The sequence below is a fragment of the Bacillus sp. IS1 genome, from assembly GCF_032461585.1.
GTDB classification, from domain to species: domain Bacteria; phylum Bacillota; class Bacilli; order Bacillales; family Bacillaceae; genus Bacillus; species Bacillus velezensis.
The window spans coordinates 1,056,753-1,074,573 of record NZ_JAWCWR010000001.1 but is presented as its reverse complement, the minus strand read 5'-3'; the positions used below and the strand labels follow the sequence as shown (position 1 = coordinate 1,074,573).

Genomic DNA, 17,821 nt, shown 5'->3' with positions numbered 1-17,821 from the left:
AATAAAAGGCAATGGATATACAAAAGGTTTTGTTTCCTGTAATGCACGTGCTACAAATGAGTTTAAGCATAAGAAACATTTAGCTTATACAATAAATAGATACGTTAATACAATCCTTTATAGTTACTTTAAGAATAAATATAATATTACAATTGATCAAAATTTGTTTGTATTATCCGAATTAGTGCAGTGGATATGGAGGTCAGGTATAAGAGATGGTAAAGAAATAACATTATTCATTCCATCTTTAAGGATGAGGAAGCTGCTTTTAGAATGGTTAAATGAATAGGTTAATAGAACAAACCTCTTAAACTTAAAAAATAAGCCAGTCATATCAAGGGTTTCAGAGCCTAAGTCTTTAGGGAAAGGGTATAAAAATAAATTTTAAAAAAGGAGAACATTTTAAGTACATACGTCCGTAAAGAAGGGCGCTTTACGTCCGGTTTTGTTCAGCAAGCTGAACGAAAACTTATTTAAATTTATTAGAATAAAAATAAAATAACCATTGATTATTATAAGTGATCAGGTTATAATACAATTAACAAATACAAAAAAATATATACATAAACAGGAGGCGATTAAAATGAATGCACAACTTTTTAATCTGGAGTCTAGACTTGATGAATTGGAAAATGAAATTAATACACAATACTGTGAGTTAGATACTAATCTTGATGCTCTTAAATTTAATCGTATTGAACTGGAATCACAGCTTGAAAAATTTGAGTTTAGTCTTACAAATAGATTACAAGGAAGCATTTCAAATAACTGCCGAAATGACCTGTTTAATCTAGGATACACGCATTCACAAGTTGATTGCATGTCTGACGAAGAAGTTTACGCTGCACTCGATAAAATTGATGAAGAAATTCATAATACTGATCAAGATTATTCTACGGGATTTGAAGATCTTGAAAAACAAATCATTGAGATGAAGAGGGACTATTTCATTGATCGAAAAGAAAGAGGACTAGGGAATTTCGATGAGGCATGGGAAGGAGAAATCCTTGATTTAGAATATGAGTACACGGTTCTTTGTTTAGAAAAGGGGTTAGAACCACTCAATCATGTTATTACCTGGGAAGGATAGGATTTAGCTTTAACAAGTGATTATGCCGTTTTAAATGAGTCGCAATAGTTCAAAGCAGCGATTCTTTTCTTGAATAAAGAATGTTGAGCTTCAGATATATATCAAAATAAAATGCATATTTTAAACAGAATGGAGAGGTTAAATAATGCTGGAAAATTTATATAAAATTATTAATGGGGAATGGAAGGGTTACTATGGAGTATTCCAAAAAATAGGAGCGAGCGGTCAAATGATCAAATTGAATATTTATGAGACAAACCCTGATACCCCAATAATGATTTCTTGGTTTAACTTGAATGATGTAGAACAGGTCGGATAAAACAACAATACTTTAAATATATAGGAGGGTGCTGTGATGAAAGAAGGAACAATCGATTTATGGGATAGAAAAGACGGAAAAGTTAAAGTGATCATAACTGATTTATTGAAATTGCATCCGTACACAGGAAAATCAAATAGATCGACTGTAAGTCTATTTGATTTTGACGGAAATTATAGATGCCGTATAGACCATATACAGAGTGATAAGAATCTAGTTGGAGATATACTCGAAGCGTTAGAGGTCGACGACAGATTCAAAAATTTCAAACTAGCATTCGATAAGGACATTAAAATGTACGAATTTTCGATAAATGAACATGGGAACATGCCGTATAGGTCATACAATACAAACAGTGTGACGGCAGTTATCAATGCAACTTTCGATGCATTAATCAGTATGAGATACATGCCAAATAACGGAGGGTACGCAGTGACAAAAGATAACGAGAAATATTGAGATTGGAACAATTTCAAGAACTGGTCAGGCTAAGGATATGAAAGACTTAGATTGTTCGGTCTTACATAGTATCGACAACATCTTTAAATATCATAAAATCAGATAGGATGGGCGTGTGTAGTTTGGATAGAGAGAAAATCAATGTCTATAAATCAGAAGAAACCGATTATTGCGATGGATGTGGACACAGAAGAATAAAGGGCGTATACAGCGTATACGTGCCGTATGCAAGAAGTATTGTAAATGTATGTGATGATTGTAAAGAAAAGCTTGTGAATGCCTTGAGTTCTGAATAAAACAGGTACTAAGCTGAGGTGTAAATTTTAAATAGAATGGAGAGCAGTACCAAGTGGAATTTGAAGTCAAGAAAACAAAAGGCGCATTAGATAGTATTATGCTTGAAATCGTAGATAAATCAAAAGAAGAAAGTGATTCGGAGGTAATTGCAGTCCATCAATCTTTTTTTCAAGACCCACTACCTCTCGGATATATTGATTAATAAATTATTAGATCCTATAAAAACACCATTTCATGCTAAACAGGATTCGGGCTGCTCACATGAGAACAGCCCTTTGACATTAGCTCGCAATCCTTGTTTTGACTGGTTTGTTTTTCTTGATATTACGTAATTTAAGAGCGGGTTTTTCCACTATTCTGTACGAAAGAAATGCGGATGCAGCAGTAACAGCGATTAGAACTATGATCAGCGGGTAATCAGACAATATTTTATTAATTCCAGTGTATAAGAAGATGTTGATGATCACCATGTGCCATATGAAAATCCCCATACTGATATCATCTAACCGGTTCAGCTGCCAAAATATCTTCGGCCCATTGTAACCGAACCAAACGATCGCATAGCTTAACGGCACAAACCATAAAAAGTTCCATAGTGTACTGTTTATTGAACTGAGATGCATGGGATCTGCCTTAATGAGTAAAAATAAAATTACCGAAGATGAAAATAAAACAATATGCTGCGGCGGTAACTTGCTCCATGCCTTAGCCCAGAAGATACCCAAAGTGAAATAAAACATCTGCGGCAGGAAAGAATGTAAGTACAGATTACCGAACACACTGCCAGGCACGAACTTTAAAATTATGAAAGAGACTAACACACTGAAAGCGGCAACAGCAAAAGAGCAAAGAATCATTTTTTTGAATCCGAAACGTTTATAAAACCAATAGATTGCGGGTAACACCAGGTAAAAGCTAATTTGAACTGGAATTGTCCAAAGTGAATCGTTAAGGCGACCTGTGCCAATATGATGGAATATGTCAGGGAAGTATTGAGGGTATAGCACAAGATTGCTCAAAAGCCATATCCAGTAATCTTTTGTAGTGAATACTGTTAATGAAAGAGCTCCTAGAACAATTAGCAGTACAGTGGAGGCAAGAGCATAGGTGTATATTGCGGGTGCGATCCTGACAATTCGGCTCCAATAAAAATCGGTTACATTATTTCCTTTAAGCTTGGATCTCTCATAAGAAGTGAAAAGGAAAAATGCGCTTAGAAAAAAGAAGATTGATATGCCGGTGTGAAATATTGCTTTACTCTCTGGGGTATAACCAAAGACAGAAATGTTTATATCTCTTGTAGCATGACCAACTAACACACAAAGAGCAGCAACCAGCCTGATAACAAAGAAACAGTTAGAATGTTTTACGTTCATTAAAAGAACCTCTTTCCTATACCATATGGCGAATAAGCAGTAAGGTTGCCTATAAGCAGTGATGATTATATCATAAAAATGGAAGATTTGTTCTTAAAAATGAACTAAAATAAATATTTTTGTTCTCAATAAGGTATAATTGTGTGGTACAGGGAGGTATAGATACTTATAAATACATGTAGATATTCATAGATACGTGTATATCTAGCTATATCATAGAGAATATAGGGAAATCGAGAAGCTTCTGCCTGTTCTTTCACCTTTATTTCAAATATAGTATAATTTTGGAAAAGGGGGAGAGGGAATGAAAAAGCTAATCTTTTTGGCTGTAATGTGCATTGGTTTTATATTGAGTTTTAACACACCAAGTGCTGAGGCGAAGCTTACATTAGACTACAAAAATGTGGATTTTCACATGAGTGAGGATTCAGAGAGTTTTTCAATGGCAGATTATTTTGATCGGAACTATGATCGCACTTGGCTCTTCTACAAATTCACAATCAGCAATGCAGAAGGGTGTACTCTAAATATGAAAATCAGTAGGATAACTCTTGCTGGCTGGGTATTTCCACGTAGTGAGAAGCAGTTTGTAGGAAACTATGCTGACTATACTGCTACAGATCGAGTAGAGGGAGATGCAAACCGTAATCATGTGTTAGAGATTACAAAGAATCCAGGCTGCGGAGATGTGTGGATTAAAGGTATTTATGGATTTGAACATGAAGATTCATTTGATTGGTAAGCTTAATACATAGTCAAGGTATATCCTTGACCTTTTTTATGCATATGATGATAATTTAAAGTGATCATACATAATGAATGTGGGGTAGTTAAATTGATTAAATCAAATTTAAAGCCGATATTAGACGAAAAGAATATCAGTATTCGAAAACTGTCCAATGATATTGACCATGGTTTTAACACAGTTAGGAAGCTTTATCACGATGAAATGGAGCGGTACCCAAGGGATCTGTTGGATAAAGTCTGTACCTATTTAAATATTGAGTTGCATGAGCTGCTGACATACAAAAGAGATCAAAATGCTTAAATGTTTCTAGTGTGTCGTCTTAAACATTCCTCATTAAAATATAAAGGGAGATTCTAAAAATGATTGAATTCAAATTAAAGCAACTGGCTGAAGAAAAAGGAATAAGCGGTATAAGGGAACTATCTAGGATTCTCGAACACGATTATAAAAGTGTTCGGTTGATGTGGCTGGGTGAAATAAAGCGGGTTCCAACAGATCTAATTGAAAAAGTGTGCTCCTATTTTGACGTCACAATTAATGAGCTAATGGAATTTAAAAAAGATGAAAATATTTAGAAAAAAATATTGATCCGTTTTAAGGATCATGATATACTAAAGTTACAAGTTAAGGGAAAAAGTAACTGCAGACACAAGACGGTGTCGGGTTAGAGGAGAATGATTATAATGACAAACGAAATTTTCATGGTTAATAAAAAAGACAAATCTTTAAACAATATCTCAAGTGTTTTAAACGATTGTCATATGTTGCTTGATTTCAGTGTTTCTGAAAAAGGTAGTAGAGTTGCAATGAATATCGCAACAGACTCAGCAAACGTCGAATATGTGGTTTCATCTAAAAAAGAAATGACTAATTTTCTTATTGAATTAAAAGAGCGTGTGAATTACAACAAAGAAGATATTGAGTCAGTTCTTGAGGAAATTGAGTATCTTGAATTTGCGGTTTAATTTATTAATCCAATTCCATTATAAAAGCACAGTGTGATACATTAACTAATTTCACATTGTGCTCAATCTTTACTGTTAACAAGGAATGCAAATTATATACGAACATTGATACATGGAAGGGGTATGAGGGTATGCCTCCAAAAGGCTTTAAGCATTCTAAAGAAACAAAAGAGAAAATTAGCAAAGCTCTAAAGGGTAGGGAAATTCCTGAAGAAACGAAACAGAATATGAGCCTTTGGAAAATTGGGCATCCCTTTTACGGGAAAAGAGGTTACAAAATGTCTGATGAGGCAAAATCTAATATTAGGAAGGGGATTATTGAAAAAAGACAAACTGCTGAGTATATAGAGAAAATAGCTGAGAAAAAAAAGGGAGAGTTAAATCCAAACTCAAAGCTTAGCCCAGAACAAGTTAAATCAATTAGAAGCGAGTATGAAATGCTGATTAATAATATGAAAAAGACAGAGGCTCAAAATTATCTTGCAGTAAAATATGGTGTGAAGAGACCAACAATTTCAGATATTGTACTATATAAAACCTGGAAACATTTATAGGAATTAAGCAGAGATACTAAAGTTACAAGTTAAGGAAACATTAAAAACAATGGAAAAGAGAGTAGAGAGAATGAATAATTTAGAACAACATTTAAAAGAGCAAACGGATGCCTTTCTAGCAGATTGCTTTAATGAATTAAAAAAGTGGCGAGAAACTGGTGTCCTAGAGCAGGGCAAGGTTAGAAATTTACATGATACTTTTAATACGAATATCACTCAACTACATATGATTAGTGAAGTAATTTACAGGGAGTTAGCATCAAGATTCGTTGAAAAAGTAAAGTAAACTAGGGCAGAATTGCAGGCTATTTTTATAAAATCGTACTTTTAAAAATTAGAGGGTGAAAACCACTAATGAAAGGGGAATATAGAAATGCCAAAATGGAGAAATCAAATTAATATCAAGCAATACCTTACAAACAAAGAAACAAATGATGCTGTACATGAGGTTGCGAAAAATGTGCTTCCTGAATTGAAATACATACTCAGGAAAGAAGAACGACGAATTGAAAAAGGAAACAATAATGCTCTAGATGAATTTTTTCTAGATGACTTTAAAATAGTTGTTGAGAATTTTGAATGGATCAAACAGTCAATTGAAGATGGTGAAGAATCCACTGAATTTGATTTTGATAGCTGGGCAGATGCTTTAAACGAATACCTTAATTGTTTGTATGATATTGGCGATGCCGTAACCATTTTAGGTGATTTAAGGTGCAACAATGAAAAATTTTTATGGCTTTCATAGGGCGTATATTAAAAAGGAGAGATGAAAAATGAGAGAGGAAATTCAAGTGCTACTTGAGGAAATCGAAGAATTAGAAATGGCTTTAAGTAAGTCCGATAACAATACTGTTTCAGTGGTTCTCCAAGAGGCAATCGATAAAAGACGTAATGAAATTGGCGAACTAAAGCCAAATGGGTACGTCATGGCAGATGTAGTCCTTAAAGATGGTACCGAGCTAAAACGGTGCTTAGTTTTTACTGTAACAGATCGAATGGGTTCGCAAGCAGTAACTGAATTAGATGAAGCAAGAGAAATCTTCGAAAAAGATAAAGAGGTTTATTTACAACAGGAACATGAGGGTGGAAACTTTGCAGGGGATATAGGAGTACACGAAATAGCAACATACAACCTTGAATATGAATATGGTGTTACTGAATAAAATCATTCTTTTAAATAAAATAAACAAAGACCTGGTAGGAGGGCAATATGAACGAAAAAGAGCGTATGCAAAAAAACATTGTTGATGGGATAATAACTGCGTTCAATAAACTTAGAGTGTCGATTGGAGATAAATGTGCATATACTTCATATTTAACAAAAGAGTTACTTCAAAAAAAGTATGGTATTAATGCTGAACTAAAAGCAGGTGAATTAATTTTCAATCCTATGATTCTTCCTTTGGTCTATAGATGGGATCCGCCTTATGAATTTCACATGTGGGTGAAATTAGATGATGAAATTATTGACATTGCCCCAGTGGGCCTAACTCAAAGACAAGAGTTTGAAGATGGCGGTGTATATTTTAAATACAGAGACGTGTGCATTCCAGTTGTATGGGAAAAAAATCCATACGATGGTCGTCGTTATAGTGAAGTGGAAAATGGCGTTAAGCAAATTGAACCACCAGTTGATGAAGATATATATCAAAAGCTTTATCAGTGTGCGAGTGATTTTATAGATGAGTGTAATAATAGATTAAAATAAAGTTGTGTTTTTAAGGGAAGTAGGTGAACATATGGCAGCCAAAATGATTACTGTCTGGTACAAATACGATGATAAAGGTACTGAAGCCAAACTGAATCATATTGAAGATGGATGGGTGAACGGAGAATATCCAAAACCTCTAGATCCATCATACACAAATCAAGAAGCATGGGAGAAAAGTGATTGGAAGAGGAAACATGCTTATTTAGATGAACAATATCGAATATTGAGCGTTCCACCAGCAAATTGGATTAAATAATGAACCGGCAGGGGGAGTATGCAAATGATCAAGGTTTATACAAGAGGTCATAAGATACCAGAAAAGATTAAGTCTTGCATCTCTGAATGGGATTATTGGTCTTGGATTGTAGTTACCAATACTGCAAAGAGGAACAAGGATGCGAAACGACTAATAGAGAAGATTGAAGCTGATTCAGACAGAATTGCAGAATATAAAACTGAAGATGGAATTGAAGTTTATGTAAGCTACATGATGCCAGTGAAATAAAGAAGAGCATTAAGCTAAATGCTCTTCTTCATACCACATCTACGACACTCACGTAAAAACACACCACTTTTCACTGAACTCTTGAACAAAGCGTAATCACAGTTGTCACAGCGTCCATATTTAACATCGGGATACTCCTTATAATCATATACAACTGTTACATCGTAGCCATTAGTCTCAAAATCTTTCTCTTTCTCTTCCATTAAATTTCACCTACACAAAGTATTTAACACTACTATAATACCAGACGATGTATATAAGGAGGGCTTTAATTTGATTGGAATAGCATATTTCTTAATACTCTGGCTTGGTGTTGGCTTTCTAACGGGATTTAAGGCCTTGTTTGTTGATCAGGTTTATGATAAAGAGTTTAAGCAGGAACTGATTGATTCATTTTCACCAGGTATGGAGCAGAATATGATTGAACTGTTCTTTAAGAATAAAATAAATATCATGGTGTTTTACATATTGATTGGATTGCTGCCACTCGCCATAAAAATTGCTGGTCTGCTGAAGAGGAGTTAGCTATGCCGGTTATCGATATCTTTTTTGTTATTCAATTTGAAAATGATGATTACTTCAAGTCATTTAAATTAGATGGAAGTGGCTATAAGACATCTAAGGGGCTTCAAAGTTCACTACAATGTCAGAAGCTTTAGTGATCGCAAACGAGCTGCATACAGAGTTTAAAGCCACTTCTGCTATAAGACAAATTGAAGTTATTACTAGGTGAGGAGTGTTCAGGTGTACTGGATTGAATGGATTGAGGATGGGGAGAAGAAAAGCATCGTTGCGGACGGCTGGGTTGAATGGGCCGTAATCCTGGAAGACCTTTATCAGCAGCGGTTTGAGTATGTTGAATGGAAGCGGCTTTAAAAATGTTGACAGAAATAAAAATAATCGACAACTGATGAGACATAAGAACGTGAAAAGTTACTAGGAGGCATTTTTTTGGACAGCAGAAGTAAGATGAGATATATGCCAATTGAAGATTTTCCAAAGAAAGCATATAAATACATGGAAGCGTAATGGTTGAAAAAATTAATGAGGGACAAGAAACTTTTTGTAAATCACCTTAATAACTATCCAGAGTCAAGCTTAGGTGCGGATGTTGGAGATGACCAAGAAGGTGTAGCAAACAGACATTTAAACATTAAAAAATATAAAACAGGAGACCATAATCCACACCTTCACAATGAACTACAAGAATGGTTTCCTGACTCCATAGTTAGACTTGAAGATGTGTCATTTCAAACCTCAATAATAAACAAAAATTTTTATGTTTATTGTTTAACTTTCAATTATGATAAAAATATTATGAGAAAGTTTGGAGGTTCAGTAATGGTAATTAATGATTTTCCAAGTTTCGCATATTGGGTACACAATAAAATGAAAAAAAGAAATTGTGCCTTATATGCTGCGAATAATTGCATATATAGAGATTCAAGGAGCATTACTTTTAATGAGGAAAACACTGATTTTTATTTGGTGCCAGGCCTTATTAAAGATAGTAAGCATTCTGAACAAGAAGAGTTTAGATTTCTTTGGAGGAAAAACGATAATTCTTTAATAAACAGACCAATTAATGATCTTTATGTACCAGAAGCATTAAAGTTTTGCTCCTTTGAAATTAATGAATAAAATTTATATTGTTTTTATGGTTTACATACTACGTTCAATTATACGTATTGAATTTGCAAACTTTTTAAATGTATTTATAATCTTCTTTAAGGAGTTGATTTAAATGAATTGGGTATCTTACCCCTCAATTTTACACTATGCTAATGATGGTATTACAGTAACCTTCCCAGACCTTCCTGGTTGTATAACTTGTGGAGAAAATGATACAGAAGCAATTAGCATGGCTAAAGAAGCTTTAGGTCTTCATCTATACGGGTTGGAAATGGACGGAGAGAAGTATCCTAGTCCCTCACCGTTTTCGGAAATTAAGACAGGGGAAAACGAAGTTGTGTGTTTGATTGATGTGCCTATGCATGCATTTCGTGATGAGTATAGGCGTAAATCAATTAAGAAAACATTAACTATTCCGGCTTGGTTAAATGAAGTAGCTGAAGAAAAGAACATTAATTTTTCCCAGGTGCTGCAGGATGCGTTAAAAGATAAACTAGGACTAAATATCTTTAAGGCACAGTAAGGATTCTTATTGTGCCGGTTCATATAAAATACGAATTTTAAACAGATAAGTATTCCTTAAAAAATAATTAGAATAAAAATAAAATAAATACTTGTAATTCTGACAACTCTAATGTATATTATAAACAAGGGAACATTAGTTGGGAAGGGGTGGAGTAACCAATGAGTCTTAAGCAGATGATAAAGAATGAATGTGAAAAAGACAACCAGCTCGCAGCGAAACTCTCAAAAATAGCAGGGTACGAAAAGGTTAATGGTTTTTACAAATTCATCAACACCCCAGAGAAAGAAATGGACAACTTAGGCGGTTTAATAAATATTGTTAAAAGCTTGTTTCCTGATAATGAAGAGCAGCTTCTAAGTGATTATTTCTTGTCATTGGATCCCAATAAGAAATGTGCTAGACAATCTGTTGAATATGCAGATTTAAATCAGTGGAATGCATTAACTGATAAAATAATTTTAAATTTATGCAATTCAAAAAATGCGACAAGTAAAGAATGGGGTAAGACCTATAATATACATAGAAAGTTAACAGAAAACAAGATATCCTTAACTGAAGCAATCAGGGAAACTGGAAAATGCAAAACAGCAGAAATGATATTCTTCTCAAATGCAATGTTAATGTATGAATACCTTAAAATCGGTGAATTTGGATTAATGAAAAGTACAGCAAAATTGCTGGATTTTCAAGAAATATCAGATGCTTACATAAAAGGCTTGTACACCTCCAGAGTAAGCTTGTTGAAAGCTAATATAAGTTTCAATGAGAACAATTTAATTGAAGCAAGAAAATATTGTTTATATGCCACTGAAACTACAAACATAGACAGGATTTGTTTTTTTGCATATTTAACAATCGGGAACTCTTTTATATTTCAAAATTTTGAAGAGGCTAAGCAGTCATATGTTAAAGGTGCTAAGTATGCAAGTAATACAATTCACAAGGAGATGCTAGACGGAGCATTATGCTTTCTTGCGAGCTTTTGGAATAAAGAGAACTTTTGGGTGAATTATGAATCACAGAATACTAAATACTTGCAATTGAGAGCATACCATTATATACGAAAAGGTGAAGTTGATAAAGCAAATGATATTTTAAATGAGTTATCAATAAGAGAACAAGATGAGAATGAGATGGGATTTTATTTTTATTATAGAGGTTTAATATCTGTAGATAAATCTGATTTTTATAAATCTATACGCTGTTTCAAAAAATCAGATGATAAATATTCAGTTCAACTGCCCTTGATTGAACTTAAAAAAATGGGTGCGGACATAGAACTGTTAAGTCTTATTTCAATTTAGAGCGATGCAATTGAAAGGGGGTGAGGTTGTTGAAAAAAACGATTTTAGGTGTAGCTATTATTGCGGCTCTGGCATTATCATTTGTTGCAGGACAAAAATCAGTAAGCACTGCAGCTCCAAACGATGAAATTAGTGTAGCAAGCATTATTCGTGGGGCTTAAAAATTCACAACAACGATACTACATAATCAATGTTTAGACGTTTGATCCACTGGATCAGGCGTCTTTTCTAATTTTAAGAGAATGTTCCAGAAATTCATAAAATAAAAAACAAGAACATGGGGGAATTAAAATGAAAAAGAATTTTGCACAAGCACTTTCTTATGAGGAAATGGCCAAAGGTTACATGGAAATGGGAGATATTAATTTAGAAATTTCTCAGGAAGATAATCATCTTGAAAATGAAGCAGAAATGATTAGATCAAAATATAAAGCAAAGGTATCCTAATGAGGATTAAATACAAATCAGCAGACATTTTAACACATACATAGGGGATGTGTTATTTGTCGTGAATAAAAATAAAATAAATTATTGCATATTATTGTAGCAACATATATAATGAAGTTACAAGATGAACGTTGTTGGGAGATGAAACAATGGAAACAACCAGTGCCACTCAAAAGGAAGAGTTGAAGATTACATCATTAAGACAATATCAATACATAAAACAACTAAAGAACTTCACACGAGTCAATCTCCACCTAGAGGATCCAGATGTGTTTACACCTAATAATGTAACTACAATGAGAAAAAATCATAAAGAATACAACCTCATTAAAGAACAAAAAAATTCTATAAAATGTATTTAAGGAGTAAAAATAAAATGAATAATAAATATTATACAGAAGAAAACAAGGCTAAAGTTTGGAAAAAGCATATGATCGTTTTAAAGTTTCTAGAGCAGCCTGAGATAGCAGTTGCTTATAATGAGTTCCTACGAAGAGAAGCAACAAGTGATGAATGGGTTGGGTTCGAAGAGGAACTTTATGAGGAACTGACAGGGATGCCAATTATAAACGTCTGTAAGGACGAAAGGGTAAATGTCCTAAACTGAATTTTATTATAGGATAAAAATAAATTAGGTGTGATAAAATGAATACAGACATTTTAATTAACGCTCTTAAAGAATACGACATGCTAAAGCAAATTGAAATCTGTAACGCCAATTTAATGCTGCTGAGTACTATTGAAGGGGAAAATGAATGGATTGTTGCATGGAAAGAATTTGATCAATACTTAATGAAAAAAATGATATGAGGTGTCATTATGGAAGCTCAAAAGAAAGCGTCAACACTAAGGGATTATTCAATATACAATAACATAAATAGGTGGTTTGATGAATTAGATTTAAGAAACAGGGATCGAGAAACTGGAGAAATTGAAAAGTCTAATACTAGAGCCACGTATGAAAGGCATGTAAGGGAGTTTTTCAACCACTATGCTGCCAAGGATATTGAATATTTAACTGAGAGTGACCTGGCGATCAAGAAGAGTGACCTGTATGATTATCGAACTCATTTGGCTAAAAATAAAAGTAACTCCAATTCAACAATTAACAATAAGATTGCCGCACTGAAAAGTATGATTAAGTATCTTGAATCTGAACATGAGTGTGATTCATCTGTATTTAATTTTAGACCTCTTCCAACAGAAAAGAATCCAGCAGGGTCTTTTGAAGGAATATCGGAAGCTGATGAATTTGCTGAGGCAGCTTATGTTACTGAGCGTCAGAACAGATTAATGAAAAAGATGTTTATTTTGTTTAGTGCACGTACTGGAGGGCGTAAATCAGAGGTGCTTAGAGTTGGGTGGGATGATATTACTTATTCAGAAAAGCACCAATGTTATCTCGTCAACTTTAAAAAAACTAAGCAAAAAAAGGCTAGGCCAGTTGGAATTTCCACAGCTTTTTATGAAGAGTTGTTGCTGTTAAAGCAAGAGTATGGGGAACATGAACTGTTATTTCATAAGTTAACGGTTGATTCAATACAGGATATGTGGAATCGCGTATGTAGAGTTATGGGTATTCCCAAAGAAAGAAAGATAACTCCGCATAGTTTACGCAATACTGCAACAAACTTTTCTTACAGCGTTAATGGTGATATTAAAAAAGTGGCAGCTTTCTCTGGCCACAGTAATATCAATACTTTAAATGACCATTATTTAGTCAATGAAAGGGATTATTCTCAAGATCCAGGGGTTTTGGTTGATCAAAAAGAAGACATGTCCTTTTTAGAAGATGTTACCTTAGAGCAATATAAAGAATTCTTTTTAAAATCAGACATGTATATACAGAATAAACTTAAAATGTTTTTGAACAAGTGATACAAATAATCATATAAAAGCTTTACTTGCTTATGAAAATAATGATAAATTTAATATGATTATGTGAGGTGATAATGTGTCTGAAGTTTTGTTGACAACGGATAAACTTTATAAGTTAAAAACTGAAATAGAGGAAAATCTTAATGATATTAAAAATGATCCCAATATGGTGAAGGAATTAAAAGCCACAATGGCGGACAAATACAAGGCACTCCCTGGTTATATCCAAGAAATTTTAAATAATAATGATAACAACGTACAGCGTTTAAACGAAAAAGAAGTGTACATTGTTTCAAAAGAGATGTATTCAATTCTTGGGACGCAAGCCTTAGATCCGTCAAATTATTTTCCAACCAGATTGGCAAAAGAGCTTGAAGGTGGGAGAGTATTCGCCGGTGAAGAAGTAGTTAAGCTCCCATACAAGTTTAAAAATGTGATTAAAATTAAAGAGGATAACTATGTCACTTCCATTACTGCCAAAGAACTGAGTGAGTTATATAATAGCTCCATCCTGCAGTACAATTACAACACTCAGCGTGAAGGAAAGTACATTAAGGGCAGCCTTATCCCTGTACCTAAAACAAATCCTAAATCAGTCGATGAGATCAAAGAATTGTTTATTAAAGGCGATTTAATTGTGTCAATGTTAACTTTTAACGCTCGTCTTGGAACTTCTGATGGTGATGAAGAAGTTGAATATGATCCAAGCGATCAAACCCTCACTGTAACACGAGGAACCTTATTAGATGCTCTAGATGGGTACCATCGAATTTCAGGTATTGTTAAGGCCATTGCTGAAGTCCCTGAATTAGATCAACCATTCATTTTAAATGTGCTCAATTATGATGAAGAAAAGGCTAAGGTTCACTTTGCTCAAATGAATACAATAAACCCAGTTGAAAAATCCAGAATTGAAGAATTAGGACAAAAACGGTATTCTTCAACCGTGGTCGAGCAACTGAAATTTAAAAGTGAACTTAAAAATAAAATAAGCCCACAAAGTGACATTGGTCTTGATAGCAATTTCCTTGTGACATATTACACTTTATCCGAAGCTATAGACGATGCATTTGAGTTGAAATCTCGAAAAGATGCATTAAAAATTTCAAAATACCTGGTTGACTTTTTTGATAACCTTTTTTATGCTTTCCCAGATGAATTTCTTGAAGATGATTTATCGTCCATTAGAAAGCAATCATATATTAATCATAACGTAATGTTTTACGGTTATGTTTATTTGGCCAAGAAGATGAAGGAAAACAATATAGAACTAAACAAGCTTGAAAGTATCCTTAATACAATTGACTTTAGTAAAAGCGGAAGAATGTTTGAAGAATTAGGAAGACAAAATAATGAGATTCAACTAAAGAATGTTATGAAGAAGAAACTAAAGCGAATATTTTATGATGAAATTGCTGTTGTTTAAAGCCTAAAGGAGAATTAATATGAGTGAAATGTATAATGCTGAATTGAAGGAAAAGTTTTTAGAGAAATACGAAAGTGAAGCAACAAGAAACCATTATTGGCTAAGGCTAAGGGATTTCTCAGCTACAGAAAAAATACTTCAAAAAGACATATTTAATTTTTCTTTGGAAGAGCTGCGTACGTTATTTTTCGATTTGGATAGCAAATCTATAGACTCATTAAGAGGAGCACGAGCTGTAATTGGACAATACACAACCTGGGCAATGGAAAATGGCTTGGCAAACAGTAACATCAACAAAGTGTATCAGATACAGGATGGTGACTTAAAGCAGTTTATAGATAAAAACAAAAAAACACTATTCACTAATAAAGAAGTAGAAGAGTATGTTGATTTTATGATTAATTATCAGGATAAGGCCATGATACAGGCTATTTATGAAGGTATAGATGGTTATCAGCATTCAGAGTTACTGAATTTAACAGGTGACGATTTACTCGATGATAACAAGGTAAAGCTAGTAGATGATAAACATGGTGTAAGAATAATTACTGTAAGCGATAAATGTTATGAGTTACTTAAGCGTGCTAATGACCAAAGAACATATCATCTTAGCAATGGTTCGCCAGATAGTAGCCTTAAAAACAAATTTGCCACATTAGTTAAAAGCGAAAATATTTTTAGGCTAAAATATAAGAGCTCTAATCAGAGTATGAAAGCTGACAAATTTTTAGTTCATCGTTCTTTTAGTCAGTTTCAAAAATTTTTAGAAGAACCCTTCTTTACACCTAAAAATCTTATCAATTCAGGAAAGCTCAACATGGCGTATGCGATATATAAAGAGAAGGGTGAATTAAAAGTACCTGATTATAAACAAATAACTCGACAATATGGGTTCTTGAATGAAGACGCGGAGTTTAATTCACAAACACTGAGGAAAGTAGTGAATATGGAGAACTTAGAAAAATATTGTATCAAGTCTGAAGTAATTGAGACTAATTCTTAATCCCTGATACAGGGATTAACTTTACATAACTTTCAGAGTAAAAATAAAACAAATGTGAGTTAACTCGTGGTATTTTTAAAAAAATATCAGGATTTTGTTCATATTTTTCAGAATTCGACAAAGTTAGACAGAGACAAATTTGTACATATGCAGTAAAATAGTTCTATACCCTAAAAAGGGTACAAGGAGGTTCGCTAGGCCAAACTCCCTAGCGATAAAGTCAATGTTTGATTTTCCATTCATAGAGCTCTTCAATCGAACAGTTAAGGGCAATAGCAATGATTTTCGCTGTTTTTATATTCATAGAAGGTCTAAAGCCGTTTGCATAGTCACTTAATCTTTGAGTACTAATGCCTGTTCGCTTTGAAAGTTCTCCTAAGGACATTCCTCTACTTTCAAGGAGAATGGATATCAAACATTGTCCGATTTCAACCTCAAGCATCGGACAACCTCCTGTTATAGTATTGCTTATCATACTATATCAATTCTTTCCAAGTTTTTAAATGAAAGAAAAAAGATTTGCCACTAACTAGGTAAAAGGTTATAATTAAGTCAACAAAAAAGGGAACGTAAGTTCGGTTAATTACTACCAGAGAGAGGGAAACGTATGTCAGAAAAGGATTATTTCATTCAAGGGGAGCTGTGCATTCCTTTTTTCGGCAGAATAAAAGCCAAGAATGAAGAGGAAGCACTATTGTTCGCATATCAATCAATTAAAAAGAAATTAAGAAATAAAACAGGGAAAATGGGGTTTCTTCAAAAAGATCAAGAAAAATATGAGGCACTATTTGATGTAGATATCATGTGTACAGAGGATGCTGAATTAACAACATCTTATGCCGAAGAGATAGACGATTCGTTTGAAAATGAAGGCTATAAATCTTCACAATTGTTATCATCGAAGTAAAAATACATACACATCTTGTCAGTCATCATGAGACATAAAAAATTGGTGACTTTTTAGTCAGACTGGAGCATACAATGGATTTTAATCTTGAAATTGACTTGAAAGACATTATGAGATCAGTTTCCATGAGTGTTGGTTCTAAGAACATCCAAAGTGGAGAGTACTACATAGACATTATTTTTAAAAACAATGGGGATTGTTTGAGGATTAGAATGGATCATGCTTCAGTTTTAGAATTTAGAGACAAAATAAATGAAACTCTTTGGAAACTAGACGGCATGAAGACGTTTATGAAGACAGCAGCTTTACAGTATGAGTAAAGCTGAATTTTTTTGAAATTTTTAAGAGTAAAAATAAAATAATTGTTTACAACATTTGGTTGAGATTATATAATCGAATTAGAATAAGGAAAGGAGATAGCTTTAATTATTGATTAATGAACCAACTAACAATCAAATAAGAAGTATGGTTTTAAGGAAATATGCAAAGCTCTTAGCATCATGTGAAAGATCTTTGCGCAGCATAGAGAACAATGAAATCAGAATGGCAATAGGAGACCTGGACTTTGTTAAAGACAATTTAGAGGAAATACAATACATACTTCGTGATGTTGTGAATCAGCATGAATATATTAAGGATAAAAATAAAATGTAAGTTTTATTGAGATTGAA

At 33.5% G+C, this 17,821-nt stretch carries 34 protein-coding genes and 1 pseudogene; 32 read left to right on the top strand and 3 right to left on the bottom strand.

Going from position 1 to position 17,821, the window contains the following annotated elements; all coding sequences use genetic code 11:
* Position 1: 1 nt before the first annotated feature.
* The 5 genes and pseudogenes from RUW00_RS05110 to RUW00_RS05090 all read left to right on the top strand — a co-directional run.
* Positions 2-289: pseudogene (locus RUW00_RS05110) on the top strand (hypothetical protein); the annotation flags it as partial.
* A 294-nt stretch (positions 290-583) separates the two neighbouring features.
* The gene (locus RUW00_RS05105; RefSeq protein WP_033885295.1) at positions 584-1,090 is read left to right on the top strand and encodes a hypothetical protein; all 507 of its coding nucleotides are present in this window, start codon (positions 584-586) and stop codon (positions 1,088-1,090) included.
* A gap of 145 nt (positions 1,091-1,235) precedes the next feature.
* A complete protein-coding gene (locus RUW00_RS05100; RefSeq protein WP_224988263.1) occupies positions 1,236-1,409 on the top strand; it encodes a hypothetical protein in 174 nt (57 codons plus the stop codon).
* A gap of 36 nt (positions 1,410-1,445) precedes the next feature.
* Complete coding sequence (locus tag RUW00_RS05095) at positions 1,446-1,868, top strand: hypothetical protein (protein WP_280145248.1); 423 nt, start codon at positions 1,446-1,448, stop codon at positions 1,866-1,868.
* 349 nt (positions 1,869-2,217) lie between these two features.
* On the top strand, positions 2,218-2,367 hold the full coding sequence (locus RUW00_RS05090; protein ID WP_280145247.1) for a hypothetical protein: 150 nt from the start codon (positions 2,218-2,220) through the stop codon (positions 2,365-2,367).
* Positions 2,368-2,446: 79 nt separating this feature from the next.
* Here RUW00_RS05090 and RUW00_RS05085 read toward each other — a convergent pair whose 3' ends face one another.
* Complete coding sequence (locus RUW00_RS05085; RefSeq protein ID WP_280145246.1) at positions 2,447-3,541, bottom strand: acyltransferase family protein; 1,095 nt, start codon at positions 3,539-3,541, stop codon at positions 2,447-2,449.
* 304 nt (positions 3,542-3,845) lie between these two features.
* On the opposite strand from RUW00_RS05085, the gene RUW00_RS05080 reads away from it, so the two are divergent.
* The 11 genes from RUW00_RS05080 (at position 3,846) to RUW00_RS05030 (ending at position 8,027) form a co-directional block, all read left to right on the top strand.
* The gene (locus RUW00_RS05080; protein ID WP_021493573.1) at positions 3,846-4,283 is read left to right on the top strand and encodes a hypothetical protein; all 438 of its coding nucleotides are present in this window, start codon (positions 3,846-3,848) and stop codon (positions 4,281-4,283) included.
* A 93-nt stretch (positions 4,284-4,376) separates the two neighbouring features.
* Positions 4,377-4,589 (top strand): helix-turn-helix domain-containing protein, encoded by a 213-nt coding sequence (locus RUW00_RS05075; RefSeq protein ID WP_280145245.1) that lies wholly within the window; start codon positions 4,377-4,379, stop codon positions 4,587-4,589.
* Between the two features lie 59 nt (positions 4,590-4,648).
* Positions 4,649-4,864, top strand: a complete 216-nt coding sequence (locus RUW00_RS05070; RefSeq protein ID WP_280145244.1) for a helix-turn-helix domain-containing protein — start codon at positions 4,649-4,651, stop codon at positions 4,862-4,864.
* Positions 4,865-4,972: 108 nt separating this feature from the next.
* Positions 4,973-5,254, top strand: coding sequence for a hypothetical protein (locus RUW00_RS05065; RefSeq protein ID WP_280145243.1), 282 nt, complete (start codon positions 4,973-4,975; stop codon positions 5,252-5,254).
* Between the two features lie 131 nt (positions 5,255-5,385).
* On the top strand, positions 5,386-5,808 hold the full coding sequence (locus tag RUW00_RS05060) for an NUMOD3 domain-containing DNA-binding protein (protein ID WP_280145242.1): 423 nt from the start codon (positions 5,386-5,388) through the stop codon (positions 5,806-5,808).
* 70 nt (positions 5,809-5,878) lie between these two features.
* On the top strand, positions 5,879-6,094 hold the full coding sequence (locus RUW00_RS05055; protein WP_280145241.1) for a hypothetical protein: 216 nt from the start codon (positions 5,879-5,881) through the stop codon (positions 6,092-6,094).
* A gap of 87 nt (positions 6,095-6,181) precedes the next feature.
* Positions 6,182-6,556, top strand: coding sequence for a hypothetical protein (locus tag RUW00_RS05050; RefSeq protein ID WP_280145240.1), 375 nt, complete (start codon positions 6,182-6,184; stop codon positions 6,554-6,556).
* Between the two features lie 28 nt (positions 6,557-6,584).
* A complete protein-coding gene (locus RUW00_RS05045; protein WP_045207928.1) occupies positions 6,585-6,974 on the top strand; it encodes a hypothetical protein in 390 nt (129 codons plus the stop codon).
* Between the two features lie 47 nt (positions 6,975-7,021).
* On the top strand, positions 7,022-7,519 hold the full coding sequence (locus RUW00_RS05040; protein WP_280145239.1) for a hypothetical protein: 498 nt from the start codon (positions 7,022-7,024) through the stop codon (positions 7,517-7,519).
* A 31-nt stretch (positions 7,520-7,550) separates the two neighbouring features.
* Positions 7,551-7,778 carry a hypothetical protein gene (locus tag RUW00_RS05035; protein ID WP_280145238.1) on the top strand — a complete coding sequence of 76 codons (228 nt, stop codon included), beginning with the start codon at positions 7,551-7,553 and terminating at the stop codon, positions 7,776-7,778.
* A gap of 24 nt (positions 7,779-7,802) precedes the next feature.
* Positions 7,803-8,027: a hypothetical protein gene (locus RUW00_RS05030; RefSeq protein ID WP_280145237.1), complete on the top strand. Its 225-nt coding sequence runs from the start codon at positions 7,803-7,805 to the stop codon at positions 8,025-8,027.
* A 14-nt stretch (positions 8,028-8,041) separates the two neighbouring features.
* Here RUW00_RS05030 and RUW00_RS05025 read toward each other — a convergent pair whose 3' ends face one another.
* Positions 8,042-8,230, bottom strand: a complete 189-nt coding sequence (locus tag RUW00_RS05025; protein WP_280145236.1) for a DUF8096 family protein — start codon at positions 8,228-8,230, stop codon at positions 8,042-8,044.
* 70 nt (positions 8,231-8,300) lie between these two features.
* Here RUW00_RS05025 and RUW00_RS05020 point away from each other — a divergent pair, with 70 nt between their 5' ends.
* The 13 genes from RUW00_RS05020 to RUW00_RS04960 all read left to right on the top strand — a co-directional run bounded on the left by RUW00_RS05020 (position 8,301) and on the right by RUW00_RS04960 (position 16,243).
* Positions 8,301-8,552 (top strand): hypothetical protein, encoded by a 252-nt coding sequence (locus RUW00_RS05020; protein WP_280145235.1) that lies wholly within the window; start codon positions 8,301-8,303, stop codon positions 8,550-8,552.
* A gap of 219 nt (positions 8,553-8,771) precedes the next feature.
* On the top strand, positions 8,772-8,903 hold the full coding sequence (locus RUW00_RS05015) for a hypothetical protein (protein WP_222893561.1): 132 nt from the start codon (positions 8,772-8,774) through the stop codon (positions 8,901-8,903).
* Between the two features lie 156 nt (positions 8,904-9,059).
* Entirely contained in the window at positions 9,060-9,668 is a 609-nt protein-coding gene (locus RUW00_RS05010; RefSeq protein WP_280145234.1) for a hypothetical protein, read from the top strand.
* A 103-nt stretch (positions 9,669-9,771) separates the two neighbouring features.
* Positions 9,772-10,182, top strand: a complete 411-nt coding sequence (locus RUW00_RS05005; RefSeq protein ID WP_079005080.1) for a type II toxin-antitoxin system HicB family antitoxin — start codon at positions 9,772-9,774, stop codon at positions 10,180-10,182.
* Between the two features lie 161 nt (positions 10,183-10,343).
* Entirely contained in the window at positions 10,344-11,489 is a 1,146-nt protein-coding gene (locus RUW00_RS05000) for an AimR family lysis-lysogeny pheromone receptor (RefSeq protein ID WP_103527272.1), read from the top strand.
* A gap of 29 nt (positions 11,490-11,518) precedes the next feature.
* The gene (locus RUW00_RS04995) at positions 11,519-11,650 is read left to right on the top strand and encodes a lysogeny pheromone AimP family peptide (RefSeq protein WP_141137945.1); all 132 of its coding nucleotides are present in this window, start codon (positions 11,519-11,521) and stop codon (positions 11,648-11,650) included.
* A gap of 130 nt (positions 11,651-11,780) precedes the next feature.
* On the top strand, positions 11,781-11,936 hold the full coding sequence (locus RUW00_RS04990) for a hypothetical protein (protein ID WP_172798707.1): 156 nt from the start codon (positions 11,781-11,783) through the stop codon (positions 11,934-11,936).
* 149 nt (positions 11,937-12,085) lie between these two features.
* The gene (locus RUW00_RS04985; RefSeq protein WP_014472000.1) at positions 12,086-12,298 is read left to right on the top strand and encodes a hypothetical protein; all 213 of its coding nucleotides are present in this window, start codon (positions 12,086-12,088) and stop codon (positions 12,296-12,298) included.
* Between the two features lie 14 nt (positions 12,299-12,312).
* The gene (locus RUW00_RS04980; RefSeq protein WP_014471999.1) at positions 12,313-12,543 is read left to right on the top strand and encodes a hypothetical protein; all 231 of its coding nucleotides are present in this window, start codon (positions 12,313-12,315) and stop codon (positions 12,541-12,543) included.
* Between the two features lie 38 nt (positions 12,544-12,581).
* Complete coding sequence (locus RUW00_RS04975; RefSeq protein ID WP_180997915.1) at positions 12,582-12,746, top strand: hypothetical protein; 165 nt, start codon at positions 12,582-12,584, stop codon at positions 12,744-12,746.
* A 9-nt stretch (positions 12,747-12,755) separates the two neighbouring features.
* Positions 12,756-13,814 carry a tyrosine-type recombinase/integrase gene (locus RUW00_RS04970; RefSeq protein ID WP_280145233.1) on the top strand — a complete coding sequence of 353 codons (1,059 nt, stop codon included), beginning with the start codon at positions 12,756-12,758 and terminating at the stop codon, positions 13,812-13,814.
* Between the two features lie 76 nt (positions 13,815-13,890).
* A complete protein-coding gene (locus tag RUW00_RS04965; RefSeq protein ID WP_280145232.1) occupies positions 13,891-15,240 on the top strand; it encodes a DNA sulfur modification protein DndB in 1,350 nt (449 codons plus the stop codon).
* A gap of 19 nt (positions 15,241-15,259) precedes the next feature.
* A complete protein-coding gene (locus RUW00_RS04960) occupies positions 15,260-16,243 on the top strand; it encodes a phage lytic cycle repressor MrpR family protein (RefSeq protein ID WP_022553113.1) in 984 nt (327 codons plus the stop codon).
* A 220-nt stretch (positions 16,244-16,463) separates the two neighbouring features.
* On the opposite strand, the gene RUW00_RS04955 is transcribed toward RUW00_RS04960, so the two are convergent.
* Positions 16,464-16,685 carry a helix-turn-helix domain-containing protein gene (locus RUW00_RS04955; RefSeq protein ID WP_041482535.1) on the bottom strand — a complete coding sequence of 74 codons (222 nt, stop codon included), beginning with the start codon at positions 16,683-16,685 and terminating at the stop codon, positions 16,464-16,466.
* 165 nt (positions 16,686-16,850) lie between these two features.
* Between RUW00_RS04955 and RUW00_RS04950 the strand changes: the two genes are divergently transcribed.
* From RUW00_RS04950 to RUW00_RS04940, 3 genes are all read left to right on the top strand, one after another.
* Complete coding sequence (locus tag RUW00_RS04950) at positions 16,851-17,150, top strand: hypothetical protein (RefSeq protein ID WP_022553114.1); 300 nt, start codon at positions 16,851-16,853, stop codon at positions 17,148-17,150.
* Between the two features lie 74 nt (positions 17,151-17,224).
* Positions 17,225-17,470: a hypothetical protein gene (locus tag RUW00_RS04945; RefSeq protein ID WP_020954128.1), complete on the top strand. Its 246-nt coding sequence runs from the start codon at positions 17,225-17,227 to the stop codon at positions 17,468-17,470.
* A 109-nt stretch (positions 17,471-17,579) separates the two neighbouring features.
* Positions 17,580-17,804, top strand: a complete 225-nt coding sequence (locus RUW00_RS04940) for a hypothetical protein (protein ID WP_041482536.1) — start codon at positions 17,580-17,582, stop codon at positions 17,802-17,804.
* Positions 17,805-17,821: the final 17 nt, after the last annotated feature.